This window comes from Reyranella sp., assembly GCF_004296935.1.
GTDB lineage: Bacteria > Pseudomonadota > Alphaproteobacteria > Reyranellales > Reyranellaceae > Reyranella.
Window position 1 is genome coordinate 1 of record NZ_SCVH01000148.1, and the last position, 14155, is coordinate 14155.

At 67.8% G+C, this 14155-nt stretch carries 16 protein-coding genes; 6 read left to right on the forward strand and 10 right to left on the reverse strand.

Features of this window, described 5'->3' with window-relative positions; all coding sequences use genetic code 11:
* Positions 1 to 214: M20/M25/M40 family metallo-hydrolase (locus tag EPO55_RS21275; protein ID WP_296339278.1), on the forward strand; the 214-nt coding region annotated here is incomplete at its 5' end.
* A gap of 68 nt (positions 215 to 282) precedes the next feature.
* Here EPO55_RS21275 and EPO55_RS21280 read toward each other — a convergent pair.
* Together EPO55_RS21280 and EPO55_RS21285 are read right to left on the reverse strand one after the other, a co-directional pair.
* Positions 283 to 903: a helix-turn-helix domain-containing protein gene (locus tag EPO55_RS21280; RefSeq protein ID WP_296339280.1), complete on the reverse strand. Its 621-nt coding sequence runs from the start codon at positions 901 to 903 to the stop codon at positions 283 to 285.
* A gap of 73 nt (positions 904 to 976) precedes the next feature.
* Entirely contained in the window at positions 977 to 2008 is a 1032-nt protein-coding gene (locus EPO55_RS21285; RefSeq protein ID WP_296339281.1) for an SGNH/GDSL hydrolase family protein, read from the reverse strand.
* 194 nt (positions 2009 to 2202) lie between these two features.
* On the opposite strand from EPO55_RS21285, the gene EPO55_RS21290 reads away from it, so the two are divergent.
* Together EPO55_RS21290 and EPO55_RS21295 are read left to right on the forward strand one after the other, a co-directional pair.
* Entirely contained in the window at positions 2203 to 2589 is a 387-nt protein-coding gene (locus EPO55_RS21290) for a hypothetical protein (protein ID WP_296339282.1), read from the forward strand.
* Between the two features lie 115 nt (positions 2590 to 2704).
* The gene (locus EPO55_RS21295; RefSeq protein WP_296339283.1) at positions 2705 to 3082 is read left to right on the forward strand and encodes a hypothetical protein; all 378 of its coding nucleotides are present in this window, start codon (positions 2705 to 2707) and stop codon (positions 3080 to 3082) included.
* Between the two features lie 84 nt (positions 3083 to 3166).
* Here EPO55_RS21295 and EPO55_RS21300 read toward each other — a convergent pair whose 3' ends face one another.
* Positions 3167 to 3589 carry a hypothetical protein gene (locus tag EPO55_RS21300; protein WP_296339284.1) on the reverse strand — a complete coding sequence of 141 codons (423 nt, stop codon included), beginning with the start codon at positions 3587 to 3589 and terminating at the stop codon, positions 3167 to 3169.
* A 125-nt stretch (positions 3590 to 3714) separates the two neighbouring features.
* Between EPO55_RS21300 and EPO55_RS21305 the strand changes: the two genes are divergently transcribed.
* Positions 3715 to 4905 carry an AI-2E family transporter gene (locus EPO55_RS21305; RefSeq protein WP_296339285.1) on the forward strand — a complete coding sequence of 397 codons (1191 nt, stop codon included), beginning with the start codon at positions 3715 to 3717 and terminating at the stop codon, positions 4903 to 4905.
* On the opposite strand, the gene EPO55_RS21310 is transcribed toward EPO55_RS21305, so the two are convergent.
* The 7 genes from EPO55_RS21310 to EPO55_RS21340 all read right to left on the reverse strand — a co-directional run bounded on the left by EPO55_RS21310 (position 4869) and on the right by EPO55_RS21340 (position 12708).
* Entirely contained in the window at positions 4869 to 5144 is a 276-nt protein-coding gene (locus EPO55_RS21310) for a hypothetical protein (protein WP_296339286.1), read from the reverse strand. The two genes, EPO55_RS21305 and EPO55_RS21310, sit on opposite strands and share 37 nt — an antisense overlap.
* A 46-nt stretch (positions 5145 to 5190) precedes the next feature.
* On the reverse strand, positions 5191 to 5556 hold the full coding sequence (locus EPO55_RS21315; protein ID WP_296339287.1) for a hypothetical protein: 366 nt from the start codon (positions 5554 to 5556) through the stop codon (positions 5191 to 5193).
* Positions 5557 to 5622: 66 nt separating this feature from the next.
* On the reverse strand, positions 5623 to 6327 hold the full coding sequence (locus EPO55_RS21320; RefSeq protein WP_296339298.1) for a DinB family protein: 705 nt from the start codon (positions 6325 to 6327) through the stop codon (positions 5623 to 5625).
* Positions 6328 to 6394: 67 nt separating this feature from the next.
* Positions 6395 to 7378: a tripartite tricarboxylate transporter substrate-binding protein gene (locus EPO55_RS21325; RefSeq protein ID WP_296339288.1), complete on the reverse strand. Its 984-nt coding sequence runs from the start codon at positions 7376 to 7378 to the stop codon at positions 6395 to 6397.
* 11 nt (positions 7379 to 7389) lie between these two features.
* Positions 7390 to 7773 carry a VOC family protein gene (locus EPO55_RS21330; protein WP_296339289.1) on the reverse strand — a complete coding sequence of 128 codons (384 nt, stop codon included), beginning with the start codon at positions 7771 to 7773 and terminating at the stop codon, positions 7390 to 7392.
* Between the two features lie 23 nt (positions 7774 to 7796).
* A complete protein-coding gene (locus EPO55_RS21335) occupies positions 7797 to 9122 on the reverse strand; it encodes an LLM class flavin-dependent oxidoreductase (protein WP_296339291.1) in 1326 nt (441 codons plus the stop codon).
* Positions 9123 to 9126: 4 nt separating this feature from the next.
* Entirely contained in the window at positions 9127 to 12708 is a 3582-nt protein-coding gene (locus EPO55_RS21340) for an ABC transporter ATP-binding protein (RefSeq protein WP_296339293.1), read from the reverse strand.
* Positions 12709 to 12832: 124 nt separating this feature from the next.
* On the opposite strand from EPO55_RS21340, the gene EPO55_RS21345 reads away from it, so the two are divergent.
* Both EPO55_RS21345 and EPO55_RS21350 read left to right on the forward strand, forming a co-directional pair.
* The gene (locus tag EPO55_RS21345) at positions 12833 to 13735 is read left to right on the forward strand and encodes a LysR family transcriptional regulator (RefSeq protein WP_296339295.1); all 903 of its coding nucleotides are present in this window, start codon (positions 12833 to 12835) and stop codon (positions 13733 to 13735) included.
* Between the two features lie 27 nt (positions 13736 to 13762).
* The coding region (locus EPO55_RS21350) for a serine hydrolase domain-containing protein (RefSeq protein ID WP_296339296.1) at positions 13763 to 14155 on the forward strand (393 nt) is incomplete at its 3' end.

Here is a 14155-nt window from a genome sequence, read left to right on the forward strand (position 1 = left end):
CGTGGCACATGCGCCCGAGAAGCACATCCGCATGCCGTCCGGCGCCGGCCACGACGCGCAGGTGATCGGCCTGAAAATTCCCGCGGCCATGATGTTCGTGCCCTCGATCGGCGGCATCTCGCACCACTTCACCGAGAACACCGCCGATGCCGACATCGTGCTGGGCTGCCAGGTCTTCGCCGACGCCGCAGCGAAGATTTTGAAGGGCAACTAGCGGAGTCATAGGTTTGCGTCGACGGTGCGCCGCGCCCGGCGTGCCAAACCGTTGATCGGCCACGACGATCAGGGCTTGGCCGCTACCGGGGCGGGAGTCGCCGGCTGATTGTTTTCGCGATTCGCATTCGCCAGTTCGGCCTGCAACAGCAGCAGCTCGCGGCGCTCGGCGCGATCTTCGGCACGCCGGCGATCGGCATCAAGCCGGTTCTGCACATGGATCATCAGCCTCACGTTTACCCGGCGCCGCTCGCCCACCTTCTTGCCGCGGTAGTAGTAGGGCTGGACGTTGGGCTTGTGTGCCGCCAGCACGATGTCATCGCCGACTTCCCTGGCGTAGCGCCGGATGGCGGCGTCCCAGCGCCCGGCGAAGGCGGGGTTCCTGGCCCGCCAGCGATAGACCGAGCCGCGGTTGATGCCGGCGCGGGTTGCCGCCTCGGCCGCCGAACCGCAGCGTTCGAGCTGGCGCAGGAAAGCGGCGCGCTGGCGGGACGGGGTGCGCAACCGCTTGGGACTGGCCGGCGCACAGGCGAGCAGCTTGGGCCGTGACGCGACCACGGAGGCTTCCGTCGCTGCCTTTGGCGGTGTCGTCAGGAGATCGTCGGAAAAGGGTTGGCGCACCCAATCCTCGAGCGCCATCCCGGCGGGGCTGCGCCCGGGAATACCGAAGTGCCTGGGTTGTTTGGACATTCTGAGATTCTCCTTCCCTCGGGGGCACCGCTGTGGATAGGAATAGAGGATAGGTTGATAGGAGTCAATAGGCCTATCTTGTGGTCGATCCCGTCGGTGTGCCTGCATTGTGCAGGCAGATCCCGTCCGCCAAGCACATGGCGATCGCCTCGGCGGCGAGCCGGTGGCCTCGGGCGTTCCAGTGGCCGTCGTTGGCGAAATGGTACACGAGCGGCGTACCGCCGGCTTCGAGCGGCGGACGCAGGTCGAGCACCGCGACGCCGCGACCGATGAGCGCCGCCACAAGTGCCTGGTGAATCCGGTCTTCGGTTGCGCGACTGTCGCCGATCCACAGGGCGCGCGAGGGGATCAGCAGCACCAGCAGGCGGTAACGCGTCGCCAGAGCCTGCAGCATGTCTGCTGAGGCATCGATCACCGCGGGATCGTAAACGTTCCTCGCCATCCCCTCGAGGTTGGGCACGATGGCGCCGACGCCGACTGCGAGCGCCTTCAGTCGCGGCGTCTGGTGGATCACCGTCGTCAGCAGCAGGTAGGTCGCCGAGCGTTCCGTCAGCCACTGTTTCCAGCCGGGGCCTTGTGTCCGGTCTTCCGTTCGTTCCTCGCCGCCGTCGTAGGGACCGAGATCGTTCTCCAGGCACACCGCCAGCACGACCTGGCCGATTCGCGCGCCGAGGGACTGGGCATAGTCCAGCAGCGCGGCATAGCCTGCGAGGTCGGTGGGTGTGGCGAGGTTATAGGCCCGCCGTCCGGTCAGGACCTGCAAGCGCTCCGAGAACCGGTCCGGCGCCTCGACGCCCCAGCCCCAGGCAAACGAATCGCCCACGACCACGAGGTCGCCGGCCGTGGCTTCGGCGATGTCCTTGTCGTCGCGCAGGCCATGACGGTTGATCCTGACGGCGACGTCATAGTCGCCGGTGTTCTTCGCCTGGCGTGTGTGGGTGCCGGGCTGCCCCAGAGTGAGCGACCCCGCCGGATAGCGGAACTCGAACCTGCCCGACGGATCGAATGCCGGAAAGAGCAAGCGGGTCAGGCCTTCCAGCAAGCCGAGCCCGACGAAAATCGCCGCCGCGACCGTGAGCGTGGCTAGCGCCAAGCGCCGGGCCAAACCGGTGCGATTCCCGAAAACTCGGGGAGATCGGCCTTTCATGGTGAATCCAACCTCCCTCCTGGTCCCACATCCATGCTAGATTCTGCCATTGGCAAGACCGTTCGCGTTCGACATGCAACGAGCAAAGGCCGCGATCTGCAAGAACTCTCCGCAGACCGGCAAGATGCTATCCAACGTCACACGGGGAGCCCATGCCGATCCATCTCGACATCTCCCATCTGGACAGGATCGTCATTGCCGTCGTCATGGGTGACGTCACCGCCGCCGATGTCGCGGGCCTGGCGCGCCAGTTCGCGGAATCGGGCTCGATGCACTATCGCAAGATCGTCGATACCACGGCCGGTGTCCTGGCGATCGACGAGGCCGGGGTGGCAACCGTCGCCGCCTTCCTGCGGGCCGACCCCAAGGCGGCATCCCGCGGACCGTTGGCCTTCGTCGTCAATCCCAACCGGCCCGACTTCTTCTCAGCGAAATTCGTCGAGCTCACGGCCGGCGAGCGCCCGGTAAAAATCTTCCACAGCCTCCATGCCGCGCGCCGGTGGCTCGACGAGAGTGCAGCGATCGAGCCGCGACGCTGACGGACGCAATACCTGTTGCGTCGGAAGTGCAACCTACAAAAATGCTGCAAGATAGCGCCCGGCGTACAGGCTATGATGCGGCTGAAATCGTCGCCGATCGAACCTCCGGAGGCTCATGCCGATCCATTTCGACATCTCCGACCTCGACCGCCTTGTGATCGCCGTCGTCCTGGGCGAGGCCACGCCCGACGACATCATGGAGGTCGTGCGCGCCTTCCTGGAGACGGGCCGGCAGCACTACGGCAAGATCATCGACACGACGGCCGGGACCTCACCCATTGACGAAAACCGGATGGCGGCCATCGCCGCCTTCATGCGCGCCGACCCCAAGGCCGGGTCGCGCGGACCACTGGCCTTTGTCGTCGATCCCAAGCGCGGCGAGCAGGCCATGAAATTCGCCGAACTCACCGCCGACGAAAGGCCGGTGAAGGTCTTCAACAACCTTCGCGCCGCCCGGGCCTGGGTGCGCGAGAACACGAAGGTCCAGCCTTAGATCGAGATCTCCCGGTAGCCTAGGGTCCGCTCACCTCGCGGCAAGCCGCCGGTCCCGCAGCGAGGAACCGGCGGCTGCGAGCTTTTAGAAGGCGATCAGCACGCGCCGGTTCAGCGGCTCGGCCACGCCGGTCGAAGCTCGCACGATCGGATTGTCATCGCGGCCAACCAGAACGACGGACTGCGCAGAGATGCCCTGGCGGACCAGTTCGGCCTTCACCGCTTCGGCATGATCGGCGTGGCCGACGAGGCGGATGATGGGGGCCTTGCTCGACCGCGCGGCGCGGGCGGCGAGCCGGATCGTGTCGGCTGCCGCAGGCGAAACCTCGGGGCGGCCCGGTTCGAAGAACACGATATAGCCGGGGCGTGGCTTTGCCGGGGCGGCGGCCGGCGCTGCGGCGGCAAGGTCCGCGGCATATCCCTTCGTGAGGCCGGGGACCAGCAGGATGGCGCTACCGGCCAGAAGACCGGCGACGAGGGCAGCGCGCCTGTGGATACCGAGAAGCATGGAACACCTCCTTGCATGGATGCCGGAACAACGCCCCGACCATGGTCGCGGTTTCCGGCGGTTTCGCCGTTATCCCCGGCAACCATTTGCCGCGTTCCGCGTTGTGCCAAACCAGCGAGGTGTGGGTGGTCGAAAAACCGACAGTGCGTGTGCCCACCGTTCATCTGCGCGGCGGTTCGGCGATTCGCCGACCCTTGATCGTGCTGGCGGTTTGCGCCGTCGGTGTCGTGGGTTACCTGGCGCGCGATTTCCTGATCCCGACCGCAGGTGCGATCGTCCTGGCGTTGATGCTGACCCCGGTCGCCAGCGCTTTTGAGCGGGTGCATCTTCCCAGCACGCCGGCCGCCGCCGCTTCGGTGTTGCTGCTGGCGCTGGTCCTGGCCGGCCTGCTGGCAGTCGCCATGCCCTCGCTTTCGAGCTGGGCCGACCAGGCGCCGTCGCTCACCTACACGCTGGAGCGCAAGCTCGAGGGTCTGCGCAAATCGCTGGCCGCGGTGAAGGAAGTGTCGGACCGGGTCGAGCAGGCGGCCACGGCGGCGCCCGTCGGCAGCACGACCACGACGACCTCCGAAAAGGTGGTGGTGCGCGAAAAATCACTTCTGGGCGAACTGGCCAGCACGACCCCCGGGGTTGTGCTGCAGATCGGCTATGCCGGCGTGCTCGCCTTCATGCTGCTCGCCAACCGCAACAGCCATCGTCGCCAGTTCCTGCGCATTCCCGCGACCTGGTCGATGCGCGTGAGGCTGGCGCGCGTGATGCGCGACATCAACGACCGCGTCGGGCACTACCTGTTCGCGCTGGCCGTGATCTACGCCTGCGTGGCGGTGGCATCAGCGGTGGCGCTGGCGCTGCTCGACGTGCCCAACGCCATCATGTGGGGTGTCGCCCTGGGGCTCGCCTCGTTCGTGCCCTTCGTCGGCGCGCCGGCGGTGATCGCGCTGGTCACCCTGGTGGCGCTGCTCTCGTTCGAGGACTGGCCGCGCATCGTGGCCGTGCCCGTGGTGCTCACAGTCATCCATGTCGCCGAGTCGCAGTTCGTCACGCCGACATTCGTGAGCCGCCGCTGCGCCCTCAACACCGTAGCGGTGTTCGTCTCAATTGCACTGCTCGGCTGGATGTGGGGGGTCGTCGGCGCCATCGTGGCGGTGCCGCTCCTGATCCTGCTCAGCACCATCGCAGCCCATCTGCCGTCATTGCGCTGGCTGGAAGTTCTGCTGTCGGACGACCGGCCGGTGAGCGAGCGCCTGGCGGTCAAGCCGCCTCTGGCGTCGGTGACGCGTCAGATGCCGCGACGGCGCCGGGTGGCGGCCAAGTAGAGCGCGACGCCGGCCAGCCCGTAGAGGCTGCCCACGATGCCCCAGACCTCGGCGGGATCGAGGTGGCGCTGCAGGATGGTGAGGCCGGCATAGGTGAAGCACAGTACGCCAACGGCGCCGGCGATTGCGGCGCTCAGGATCAACATCAGGCGAAGCGCCACGTCGACGGCGGCATGACGCATGGTGCGCGCGGCCGCCGAGGCGACCGCGAGGCGGAGCAGGGGGGCAATTATCGCCATGGCCGATGCTCCGCTTGTGCTTTTCTTTTTGGCGTGTGCCCGAGGGCTAGCTCCGACGACAAAGATACCCCGCGAGGAAGCCGATGCCGATCACGGTGGCGAGCGTGGCGATCGGACGGGCTTTTACCGTCTCGATCAGGGTCTCGGTCGCCTCGTCGCGCAGTTCGGCCGACTTGTTCAGCAGGGCCTTGGTGGTCTCCCTGGCGCTGTCGGAGTAGTCGTCGATGAAGGCCTGCGCCGTCTCGAGGACCTCGTCGATGGCTTCCTTGCTCTTGGCCTGGATCTCGCCGAGGGCGCCGCCGGCGTCCTTCTCGATGGATGTCGACAGCTTCTTGAGCTGCGCCTTGAGGACCGAGATTTCCTTGACCAGATCCTTGGTGCTGTTGGCCGTGGCCGTGCCGTTGGCGCGCATGATCGTTCTCCGCTCCGGGTGAATTCCTGAGCAGTGAACGCATGCGCCGGCCGGAGGTTGCGCCTCTCAGCCGTCCCAGACGTTTTGCGGCATCGGCAGGCGGGCGAAGTCGGCCTCGACCAGCGGCCGATGGTGGACCTGGCCTTCGCGCTCGAGCAGCATCATGTACTGCCGCACGTGCTGGCCGGAATGCCAGGTCGTGCGCTCCATCAGCTCGTGCAGGCTCTGCGGCCCGTAGTAGGTGTCCAGCGTGCGCGCGCCGTCGGTGTCGCCGGATGCCCACCAGTCGCGGAAACGCTGGCGCACCTTGGTGCCGTAGGCCGCGAGGGCCGCGGTATCGGCGTCGGCCGCCGGTTCCTCGCGGAACATCGCCTGGACCAGGGTGATGCCCTGGTTGGCATCGAGGAAGGCATCGACCACGCGGAACAGGTGAAATCCCAGCGAGCGATAGCTGCGTGGCCGGCCCGGCACGTGGGTGTCGAGGCGGTCCCCGGGCATCTGCGGCAGCAGCTCGAGCGCCGCCGTCAGGAACTTGTCGAGCCGGGCATAGAGCTCGGCCGGCGACAGCTCGGGGCCGGACTTCTCGTCGATACCGAGGAACTCGACGATCTGCCTGGTGCTCTGGCCGAAGGTGAATTTGTCGCCGCGCGACAGCACCGGCACCGAACGGGCGCCGAGCTTCTGCAACTCGGCCAGGCCGGCCGGGTCTTCAAGAACGTTGACGGAAACGAAGTCGATCCCACGGACCGATAGAAACTCTTTGAGTCTCAGGCAGCTGGTTCAACCCGGCTGCCAGAACACCTTGAACGGCGGCATGCGATGCTCCTTGCGGCGTGCATCAATTGACGGGCTTGAGGCCGAGTAAGTCAAGCATCTCCTTCCAGCTCTGGAAGTCTGCGACGAGGCGCGCCGCCATTTCGGCCGGCGTCGAGGTTTCGACCTGGAAGCCCAGTTGCAGGAGCTGGTCGGAGACTTCGCGCGATTCGAGGGCGGCCCGGAGCTCCGTCGTCCAGGCGGCGACCAGTGCCGCCGGCATCGCGGGCGGGGCGAAGAACGCGTACCAGCTGGACTGCTGGAGCTTGGGAAATCCCAACTCGAGCGCAGTCGGCACGTTCGGGGCCGCGGCGATGCGCTTGGCGGCGGAGGTCATCAACAGCCTCAGCCGACCGCCGCGATGGGGGGCGAGGAAGGAGGTGATGCCGCCGGTGCCGGCCGGTATACGGCCCTGCTCGAGGTCGGCCAGGAGCGGTCGCGCGCCGCGGTAGGGCACGGCCTCGAGCGGAACACCGATCTCGCGGCCGAGCGCGGTCCCGAAATACTGCGTGAAGGAGCTGGGCGTCGTGGTGCCGAAGCGGGCGCGGCCCGGCTCGCCCGCCTTCAGCCACGCGACATACTCGGCCAGCGTGGTGACGTCGATCTTGGGCGAGACGGCGAGGGTCGTCGGATAGGTGCCGGCAAGCGTGAGCGGCAGGATGTCGGTCAGGGGATCGAACGGGAAGCCGCGAATGGTGAGTTTGCCGACCATGGTCGCGCTCGGCATGAAGGCGATGACAGTGCCGTCCGGCGCCGCCTTCTTGAGCTGCTCGCCGGCGCCCATGCCAGAGTCGCCGGGCTTGTAGTCGATAGTGATGCTCCGCGACATCTGGCTGTGCAGCGCGCCGGCGATGATGTGCATCAGGGAATCCGAACCGCCACTCGAGGGAAAGCCGATCAGGATGCGGATCGGCCTGTGCGGCAGCCCGGACTGGGCGCGTGCGATCGTTGGCGCTGCGAGGCCAGCACCTGTCGCGAGCAGCCAGCGGCGGGTAAGGCTGTTGTTCATTCGTTCGGCTCTCACGCCGGCTTGTGGCAGACGATGCAGACCTTGTTGCCGTCGGGATCGCGCAGATAGGCGCCGTAGTAGTTCGGGTGATAGTGGGCACGAAGGCCAGGCGCTCCCTCGTCCTTGCCGCCGGCCGCCATGCCGGCCTTGTAGGCCGCGTCCACTGCGGCGCGGTTCGCCGCCTCCAGGCCGACCGTGATGCCGTTGCCGACCGTGGCCGCCTTCTTGTCGACCGGGTTGAGGACCCAGAGCTGCGGCCGCCCGCCGGCGGGGCCGTAACCGGCGGCGTTGGGATACTCGACATGGCGGACCAGGCCGAGTGGCGCGAGCAGACCTTCGTAGAAGCCCTTGGCCTTGTCGAGGTCGTTGCTGCCGACGGTGACGTGGCTGAACATGTTTATTCCTCCCCGGCCGAACGTTAGGGCCTGCCCGCCGGCCGGGCGAGGCCGAAGTGCTCCCTGAGCGTCCTGCCTTCATAGGCGGTCCGGAAAAGCCCGCGCTTCTGCAGGAGCGGGATCACCTCGGCCACGAAGACGTCGAGCATCGAGGGCAGCAGCGGCGGCATCAGGTTGAAGCCGTCGGCAGCGCCGTTGTTGAACCAGTCTTCGATGAGATCCGCGATCTGCTCGGGCGTGCCGGCCGTGGTGAAGTGGCCGCGGGCGCCGGCGAGGTAAGCCAGCAGCTGGCGCAACGTGAACTTTTCGCGACGGACCAAACCCACGATCACTTCGGTGCGACTGCGCGCGGCCTGCACCGTGCCGGGATCGGGGAAGTCCTCGGCGGCCAGCGGTCTGTCGAGCTGCAGATGGGAGAAGTCGTGGCCGCCGAAGCGGCCGCTCAGCCGCTTGCGGCCGACCTCGGGGTCGGTGAGATCGTTGAGATCGCGGGCGAGCCGCTTCGCCTCGGCTTCGGTGGCCGCGATCACCGCGCTGAGGCCGGGCAGGATCAGCGCCTGGTCGGGGGACCGCCCTTCCGCCACCACCAATCGCTTCAAGTCGGCATAGAATTCCTGCGCCGTCGCCTTCTCCATCTGCGCGGTGAACACCGCCTCGGCATGCCGCGCGGCGAAGCGGCGGCCGGTGTCGGACGAGCCCGCCTGCACGAATACCGGCCGGCCCTGCGGCCCGCGCGGCATGTTGAGCGGGCCCGCGACCTTGTAGAACCTGCCGGCGTGATCGATGGCGCGGATGCGCTCGGCGCGGGCGTAGTGGCCGCTCGCGCGGTCGTCGAGCACGGCATCGTCGGCCCAGCTGTCCCACAGCGCCTTGACGACGGCCACGAACTCTTCACCACGAGCGTAGCGCTCGTCGTGACTCACGAGACTCTCGCCGCCGTAGTTGCGCGCAGCGGCGGCCAGCCACGAGGTGACGATGTTCCAGCCGACGCGGCCGCCGCTGATGTGATCGAGCGAGCCGAACTGGCGCGCGAGATTGAATGGCTCGGAGTAGGTGGTGGACGCGGTGGCGATCAGGCCGATGTGCGTGGTCGAGCCGGCGAGCGCGCCCAGCGTCGTGATCGGCTCCAGCCAGGTGCTGGCGGCATGCGCCACGGTATCCATCAGCGCGAGGGTGTCGGCGAGGAAGATTGAATCGAAGAGGCCGGCTTCGGCGCGCCGCGCAAGATCGCGGAAGTATTCTATGTCGGTCAGCGCCAGCGCCGACGAGGCTGGATGCCGCCACGATGCTTCGTGGTGGCCGCGGCTCTGGATGAAAAGATTGAGGTGGAGCTGGCGCTTGCGGTTCATGCCCTCACTGTGCAGCGGGCGCGTACACCGCGGCAAGCTGGCGAGACACCAATCGGGCGTAGAGTCCGCCACGCGCAAGCAGCAGGGCGTGCGTGCCGCTTTCCGCCACGCGGCCCTCGTCGAGCACCACGATCAGGTCGGCATCGCGCACGGTCGACAGGCGATGGGCGATGACGATGGTTGTGCGGTCGGCCTTGAGTACGTCGAGCGCGCGGCGCACCGCCTGCTCGTTCACCGCGTCGAGATGCGAGGTCGCCTCGTCGAGGATCAGGATGGGCGCATCCTTGAGGAAGGCTCGGGCGATGGCGACGCGCTGGCGCTGGCCGCCACTGAGACTGGTGCCGCGCTCGCCGACCGGGGAATCGAGGCCCTGCGGCAGGGCAGCCACCAGTTCGGTGAGCGACGCGTGCTCGATGGCGGCCGCGAGCTCGGTCTCGGTGGCGTCGGGTCGGGCGATCAGGATGTTGGCGCGCAGCGTGTCGTTGAAGAGGTAGGTGTCCTGCGCCACCAGCGCCACCAGGCCGCGCAGCTCATCGAGCTTATAGTGGCGGAGATCGGCGCCGTTCAGCGTGATGCGGCCGGAGTCGGGATCCCAGAAGCGCATCAGCAGCTGTGCCGTCGTCGTCTTGCCGGCGCCCGAGGTGCCGACCAGTGCCACCGTCTTGCCGGCGGGAATGTCGAACGTAACCTCGGAGAGGGCGCGGCGCGCCTGGCCGGGATAGGTGAAGTTCACCTTCTCGAGCGAGAGGGCGGCCGCTCCCTTGCGCGCCGGCACGCCCGGCCCGTCGCGCACCGGGATCGGTTCGTTGGCCAGCGCATAGACCCTGCGCGTGGCGCCCAGCGTGTCGGCCAGCTGGCGGCCGATCTGGGCGATCTCCGACACCGGCAGGAAGGCCGCCATCGCCAGCACGGTCATGAGCGGCAGCAGGCCGGGATCGAGTGCACCGCGCGACGACAGGATCGCGCCGGTCGCGACCACGGCAAGGCCGCCGAGCCCAGTCAGCACTTCCAGGATCGCGTGCTGGAGCGTGAGCTCGCGGAAGAAGGGCAGGCGCAGCGAGATGTGGCGCTGCGAGAGCTCGTCGAGCTTGTCGCCGCGTGAGCGCTCCTGCTGGAAGGCCACGATCTCGCCCAGTCCCTGCACCGAATCGACGGCGAAGGCGCCGAGTTCGCCCGCCGCCTCGCGCGCCTGGGAGCCCAGCGTGTCGACGCGCTTGCGCATCAGGAAGGGGCTGAGGCCGACGGCAAGCAGGAAGGGCGCCAGTGCCAGCGCCAGCCAGCCGTTGGCCGACGTAAGCGCGATGACGACGGCGGCCGGCACCAGGATGGCCACGAAGGCGGGTGCCACGGTGTGGGCGAAGAAATACTCGACCAGCTCGATGTCGTGGGTGGCCAGCGCCATCAGGTCGCCGGTGCGGCGGCGCGTCAGATAGGCGGGCGCCAGCGCGTCGAGTTTGCGGAAGGCATCGATGCGCATCTCGGCCAACAGGCGGAAGGCCATGTCGTGCGCCATCCACGATTCCAGCCAATGGAGCACGCCCGAGACCGGTGCCAGAACCGCGAGCGCGATGGCGAGGCCGGCATAGGGCTGGCCATCCTTGAGGGCGAGCACGATCAGCGCCGACAGCACGCCGATGCCGATGAACGCCACGACGCGCAACACGCCCAGGATGAAGGTGCCGGTGAGCTTGCCCTTCCACGGCATGATCACCTTCATCAGGGCCGCCACCACCTGGTACCAGGTGAGGCCTTCGGCCTTGATGATGCCCTCGGTCACGGCCTTCACCGCGCCGCCCGGCGTATCGGAGACGGACTCGGTGCGCGCCGGCGCATCGATGAGGTCGGCTGGGTCGCCGGCCTGCTGTTCGCGTGCCTGCTCGGCCATCAGCGCCGCATAGACGCCGCCGCGTGCCATCAGCTCGGCGTGGCGTCCTTCCTCCGCCACCTTGCCTTGGTCGAGGACGAGGATGCGATCACAGTCGATCACGCTCGACAGGCGATGCGCCAGGATCACAGTGGTGCGGCCGCGCATCAGGCGGTCGAGCGCCTCCTGGATCACCGCCTCGTTCTCGGCGTCGACGGCGGAGAGCGCCTCGTCGAGCACCAGGATCGGCGTGTCGCGCAGCAGCGCGCGAGCGATAGCGACGCGCTGGCGCTGGCCGCCCGAGAGTTTGATGCCTTTCTCGCCGATGATCGTCTGGTAGCCCTGCGGCATGCTGCGGATGAAGTCGTGGATGTTGGCGACGCGGGCGGCGGCCTCCAGCTCCTGTTGCGAGGCGGCGGGACGGCCGAGCCGGATGTTCTCCTCGACGGTGCCGTGAAAAAGAAACGTGTCCTGGTTCACCACCGAGATCAGCGAGCGGATCTGCTCGAAGCTGAGGGCGCGCAGGTCGTGGCCGCCCAGGATGATGCGACCGGCGTCGGGATCGTAGAAGCGCAGCAGCAGGCGCACGATCGACGACTTGCCGCCACCCGAGGAGCCGACCAGCCCCAGCCGCTCGCCGGCCGCTGCGGTGAAGGAGAGGCCGTCATGCACTGTGCGGCGCGTGCCCGGATAGGCGAAGCGCACGTTCTTGAAGGCGATCGTAGGGCTCAGCGCGGCGTCGAGTTTGGCCGGCGCTGCATCGGCGACCGACGGCGTGTCGTCGAGGATGCGATAGATGCCTTGCGCGGCGGAGAGGCCGACCATGCCCTGGTGCAGCACGGTCCTGAGCTCGCGCATCGGCCGGAAGATTTCGATACCCAGCATCATGATGATCAGCAGCGAGGTGAGCGACATGGCGCCGGCCTCGACCCGCGACGCGCCGTAGATCAGCGCCGCCGCGGCGCCGCCCGCGATCGAGGCATCGGTGATGCCGCGCGCCAGCGAGTTGGTGCCCAGCACCCACATGGTGCGGCGGAAGAGATCGCGTGCCTCGACTTCGAGCTTGTCGGCGCGCGCCCTGCCCTGGCCGAACGCCTTTAGCGTGGCCAGGCCCTGGATCGAATCGAGGAACTCGGCGGCGAACGACTTGTAGGCATTCATCCGGCCGATTGAGGCGCGGACGTCCCATTTGTGCCAGAGCGCGGGCGCAAACAGCGCCAGCAGCGCGAAGCCCAGCATTACCAGAGCCACCGGCAGGTCGATGAAGGACACGACCGCGAAGATCAGCAGCGGCGAGAGCAGCGCGATCAGGAACTGCGGCAGGAACTGGCCGAAATAGGTTTCGAGCTGCTCGACGCCGTCGATCATGGAGAGCGTGAGGCCGCCCGAACGCTGGCGGCCGACGGTGCCCGGCCCGAGCGACGCCACCTTCTCGTAGAGCGTGCGGCGCAGCGCCTTCTGCACCCGCGCCGCGGTCTCGTGCGCCACCACGGCGCGCCAATGCTCGGCGCCACCACGCAGCACCATGACAGCGGCGATCAGCACGGCCGGCAGCACGAGGTCGGACAGCGGCCGGCCCAGGAAAACCTGGCCGATCAGCCAGCCCAGCAGGCCGAGGCGGGCGATGCCGAGGCCGACGGCGACGAGGCCGATCGCCACGGCGCCGGCGATCCGCCAGCGCACCCCTTTCGTGAAGACCAGAAGACGCGGTTCGATATGCATGGACGCTGCTCCAACGGGCAGTTTCGGGCTTTTCCGAGTGCCACGCTAGGATGAACGCCGGCATTCGTCAGTCCACAATTTGGAAAAGTCATTGTACAAATATGAACAGGGCAGGAGGGCTGCGATGACGGACGCCAATTGGGACGATCTGCGGGTGTTCCTGACGCTCGCGCGCGAGGGCACGCTGACGACGGCGGCCAAGTCGCTGGGCGTCAGCCATCCGACGGTCGCGCGCCGCGTGCAGGCGCTGGAGAAGCAGATCGGCGCCCGCCTGTTCGAGCGCCTGCCCGACCGCTTCGCGCCAACCAGTGCCGGCGAGCAGCTGCTGGCCGACACCGAGGCGATGGAGAAGGCGGCGCACTCGATCCACCGGCGCAGCGCGGGCCTCAGCGACACGGTGAGCGGCGTCGTGCGGCTGTCGGCCGGCGAGGCCATGGCCGTGCTGGTGGCGCGTCATCTGCCGCTGCTGCGCGCCCGGCTGCAACAGATCGAGTTCGAGGTGGTCACAAGCCACACGCTCGCCAACCTGTCGCGGCGCGAAGCCGACCTTCTGATCCGCGACCAGGTACCGGAGCTCGCCGGCATCGTCACACGCAAGCTCTGCCACGTCGCCTACGCGATCTACGCAGCGCGCAAGCTCGCGCTCAAACACACCAGCGTGCCGGCGCTGGTCGACCAGCCCTGGATCGGCTTCGACGACGACCACAGCTACATGCCGGGCCAGCCCTGGCTGCAAGAGCAGCTCGGCCGCCGACCGGAGATTCGGGTCAACAACTGGCTCGTCCTGCACGAGGCGGTGCGCGTCGGATCGGGCCTTGCGGTGCTGCCCTGCTATCTCGGCGACCAGGACCCGGCGCTGCGCCGCGTCGGCGGCGTGCTTGCCGAGGTCTCCAACGAGCAGTGGCTGCTGGTCCATCGCGACCTCAGGGCCCTGCCGCGGGTGCGCGCGGTCATGGATGCGCTGGTCGACCTCTTCCAGCGCCATCGCTCCCTTCTGGAAGGGCGAGGCCGACAGACTGCGCTATAGTGGGCTGCCTTTTCCGGGAGAAACGCCATGAAGAAGATGTTTCTTGCAGCGGGTCTTGCGGCCGTCGCGTTCGCGACAGCTGCTCATGCCGAAGGGCCGGCGCTGCCGCGCGCGGCCACGCCGGAGGAGGTGGGTCTCTCCTCGGCGCAACTCAAGCGCCTCGAGGCGGTGACGCAGAGACACATCGACGATGGTCTGGTGCCGGGTGCAGTCATGCTCGTCGCGCGGCGCGGCAAGATCGCGTGGATCTCGACACTCGGCAAACGCGACACGGCGACGGGCGATGCGATGAAGCCCGACTCGATCTTCCGTATCTATTCCATGACCAAGCCGATCGTGAGCTTGGCGGTCATGCAGATGGTCGAGGAAGGCAAGCTGCAGGTCGGTGATCCGGTCTCACGTTTTCTGCCCGAGATCGGC